Consider the following 3929-nt stretch of genomic DNA (forward strand, 5'->3'; position numbering starts at 1 on the left):
TTGATATGAACCCGCGAGGGGTTCAGTGGCGAAAACAGGAAAACGCATTCCTGTTAGAGATTTAATCAGCGCAAAAACAAAGATGTCCCTGATTCGCTCAATCCAAAAACACAAAACATGCGTTTTGGAGGGTGTCGGCAGCAGAGTCTGCGGTTGAGGTTGCTGCTGTTTTTCGGCCCCTTTCCGGGCTTAGGGTTTGCCCTTCTTTTTGTGCGCCCAGGCCGGTTCGGGAGCCGGATCTACTCGCGCAGATCGATCAGCACGCTCTTGAAGCGAAGGTTCGCTTCGTAAGCCTGCCGGCCCAGGTCCTTGCCGATGCCCGAGCGTTTATAGCCACCTGTCGGGATCATGAAGTCGGACGTCCTGCCGTAGCGGTTGACCCATACCGTACCCGCTTCCAGACCCCGGACCAGCCGCAGCGCGCGGCCCAGGTCGGCCGTGTGCACGCCCGCAGCCAGACCGTAATCAGGGTGCTGGGCGAGCGCGAGCGCCTCCTCTTCGGTATCGAAGGTCTGCATGGTCAGCACCGGCCCGAAGACTTCCTCTTGAACGGCTTCCGAGTGCTGCGTCACGCCGCTCAGCAGCGTCGGTGCATAGAACGCGCCAGCGCCAACACCCCCGCCGCCGTCGGCTCGCAGGCCGCCGCAACGCAGGGTCGCGCCACCGGCAAGCGTGCGCCCGACAATCGCTTCAATGCGTGCCGCCTGCGGTTCCGAGATGATCGGCGAGAGAGTTGTGCCGGGCGTCCAGGTCGCGCCTGCTTTCAGTTCGCTGAACACAGCCCCGATGCGTTCGGCCAGCGGCTCCGCGAGCGAGCGCTCGACCAGCAGCCGCGAACCTGCGACGCACACCTGCCCCGCGTTACCCGAAATAGCCCCGGCGATACGGCGCGCGACAGCGTCCAGGCGCGGGGCATCGGCGAAGACGATTTGCGGGCTCTTGCCGCCTAGTTCCAGTGTGACCGGCTTGGTGCCCGTTTCGGCGCACGCGGCCATGATGGCGGCACCTGTGCGCGTGGAACCGGTGAACGTGACCTTGGAGATTTTCGGATGACGCACAAGCGCGTCGCCGGTCGTGCGGCCATCGCCTTGCACGATGTTAAAAATGCCCGCCGGGATGCCGGCGCTGATGGCAAGTTCGGCGAGCCGCAGTACCGAGAATGGCGTCATTTCGGAGGGTTTCAGGACGACGGCATTGCCTGCTGCGAGCGCCGGTGCGATCTTCCACGAGGCCATGACCAGCGGAAAATTCCATGGAGCGATAGCGCCGATCACGCCGTACGGTTCGGCGATCGTCATGCCGAGGTGATCGTGATCCGTGGCGGCCACATCGCCGCCGATCTTGTCGGCGAACTCTGCGTAGAAACGGATGCCTTCGGCGGTAAACGGCACGTCCCAGTTTGTGGCATCGCGAATTGGGCGGGTTGAACCGAGCGCTTCCAGGGGACCTAGCGTGTCGACATCGGCCGCGATTAGATCGGCGAAACGGCGCATGATGCGGGCACGGTCGCGCGGCGGCATGGTGCGCCAACCGCTGGTGCGAAATGCCTGCCATGCGTTTTCGACTGCACGGTCGATCATGTCTGCGTCTGCGAGCGGCACCGACGCATACACCACGCCATCCGACGGGCGCGCGACCTCGATGCGGCGCGCGCCTTCATCCACATAGTCGCCGCCAATAAAATGGCCGCTGCGCACGATAATGGCGGCGGGATCGAAGCTATCCATATGAAGATCCTTTGAGTAGCAGTACCGGTAACGGCCGCTGATGTTGATGCTGATGCTGCGCGACCTGATGAAATCGTAGGGCTAGCCGCGCAGCATTTATCGTCGACAAAAACATCGGCTCAGCAGATCACACGCGTTATGAGGGCGCGGACATGCCGTTTTGCATCGAAGTTGGTGCGGCGCGGCTCCGGGGTCCTTTCATGAAAAGATCGTCCTAGTCACGTTGTTTGTGGGATGCGAGAGTGGCGGCGTGAAACCTGAGCTTGATTCGAGCTTGGATAAAGAAGGCCTGATGAGGGGTTGCTGAGCGGCTGAAGTGAAGGCCATCGAGGGAGGTCGGCGTGTCCGAGCGAGTCAACGAACGAGTTACCGAACAAATTACCTATAGAGCCTTTACCGGCGACGATATTGCCGCGGCGCATGCGTTGACCGTTGAACTGAAGTGGCCACATCGGGCGGACGACTGGCGTTTCGTGGTGCAGGCGGGCGCGGGGTTTGTCGCCGAGGCAGCGCAGGGGGTGATTGGCACGGCGTTGTACTGGACATACGGAGCTGAGCGCGCGTCGTTGGGGATGGTGATTGTGTCGCCGGCATGGCAGGGCCGTGGGATTGGCAAGCGGCTGATGGAACTGGTGCTTGAGCAATTGGGTGGGCGCGTTACTTTTCTGCACGCGACGGCTGCTGGCCAGCCGCTGTATGAGAAGTTGGGTTTCCGGGCGGCGGGGTCGCTTGACCAGCATCAGGGAGCGGCGTTCCAGCCGCCTTTGGTGTCGTTGCCGCCGGGTGAGCGGTTGCGCCCGCTCGGGTCCAACGATACGCCTCGGTTGATTGAGCTGGCTTCGCGTGCGTGCGGGCTGGATCGGAGTGAGGTATTGCCGGCGTTGCTTGAGAGCGCGGATGGGATTGCGCTGGATCACGATGGCGAGTTGCTTGGATTTGCTTTGTTCAGGCGTTTTGGGCGTGGATTTGCGATTGGGCCGGTGGTGGCGCCGGATGCGCCTGATTCGAGCCGTGCGAAGGCGTTGATCAGTCATTGGCTGGCGTTGAACGAGGGGGTGTTTGTTCGTATCGATACCCCGGGGGATAGTGGGTTGACGGAGTGGTTGGACGGGTTGGGATTGCCGCGGGTGGATACCGTGGTCAAGATGGTTTTGAATGGGCCCGAAGGTTGGGTGGGGCCTTTTCCTCATGCCGATGCGGACTTTAAGCAGTTTGGGATTATTAATCAGGCAATGATGTAGGAGGCCTCCAGGAGGGTCGTTCGCACTTGGGGTTTGGGTGGGCGGGGGGGTGGGGGGTTAGCGGCTGGGGGTTGCGTTCTGGCGTTAGCGGTCTGAGTCATTGCCGGGTTGCTGCTTTCGGCCTTAGCGGCCCGCGTGTGTTAGATGTTTTCTTTATCACTGTTAGCCACTGTGCGTGGCGGCACGTCATTTCTAGGTCCTTAGCGACAAAGAAACGAAGCAAAGAAAACGCTTTAACCGCTCTACCCTAAGTGTCCACAGCGTGCAGTTCCAATTCATGGGTGCCCCAAAAGCACGGTGCTCGCAAGAGCAAAGAATGTGTGAACCCCTCCTTCTCACGAATCCTGACACGAACACGCTTCGCCCCGTACGCTCTCGGGCAAGCACCTTCGCCCCGGCAACCCGCTCGGCCCCACGCGTTTGTGCAACTCCATTTCGTTTGATAGGTTAGCCGCCCGGTTTGCGCAGCAATGCTCGTGGAAACAGCTTACTTCTTGAGTTTTGGCAGGTTGGTCGTGTGGTCCGTCCGGCAATTTCGTGGACTACGTTACGGCCGGATGTAGATTGATTGCTTCAGTTTTTGGTAGGCGTTTGTTTAGCTCGCACGTTACTTTCGTCGACTACGGCCTCAGGCATTCTATGACCTAATGTCTGGGCGGATTGCCGATATGGTTCGGCATGCGAACATATTTTCTGAGTGGTTTACGCGGATAGCGCGGGGTGTTCCTTGGGCGGGTTCAGTCACTGGTGGCGAAGCGTGTGGGTATCTATGTTCGGAGAAGGAGGGTTTCACACATCCTTCGCTCTGGCGAGCACCGCGCTTTTGGGGCACCTATGAATAGAAACTGCACGCTGTGGACACTTAGGGTAGCGTGTTTTAAAAGCGTTTTCTTTGCTTCGTTTCTTTGTCGCTTTGGACAAAGAAATGACGCGCCGCCACGCGCAGTGGCTAATAGTGATA

2 protein-coding genes are annotated in these 3929 nt (G+C 59.9%); one reads left to right on the forward strand and one right to left on the reverse strand.

Features of this window, described 5'->3' with window-relative positions:
- Positions 1 to 239: 239 nt before the first annotated feature.
- On the reverse strand, positions 240 to 1727 hold the full coding sequence (locus tag JWR14_RS03950; RefSeq protein WP_299701676.1) for an aldehyde dehydrogenase family protein: 1488 nt from the start codon (positions 1725 to 1727) through the stop codon (positions 240 to 242).
- Positions 1728 to 2068: 341 nt separating this feature from the next.
- Here JWR14_RS03950 and JWR14_RS03955 point away from each other — a divergent pair, with 341 nt between their 5' ends.
- Positions 2069 to 2968: a GNAT family N-acetyltransferase gene (locus JWR14_RS03955; RefSeq protein ID WP_299701679.1), complete on the forward strand. Its 900-nt coding sequence runs from the start codon at positions 2069 to 2071 to the stop codon at positions 2966 to 2968.
- Positions 2969 to 3929 lie beyond the last annotated feature (961 nt).

Source organism: Caballeronia sp. (assembly GCF_028292365.1).
Taxonomy (GTDB): domain Bacteria; phylum Pseudomonadota; class Gammaproteobacteria; order Burkholderiales; family Burkholderiaceae; genus Caballeronia.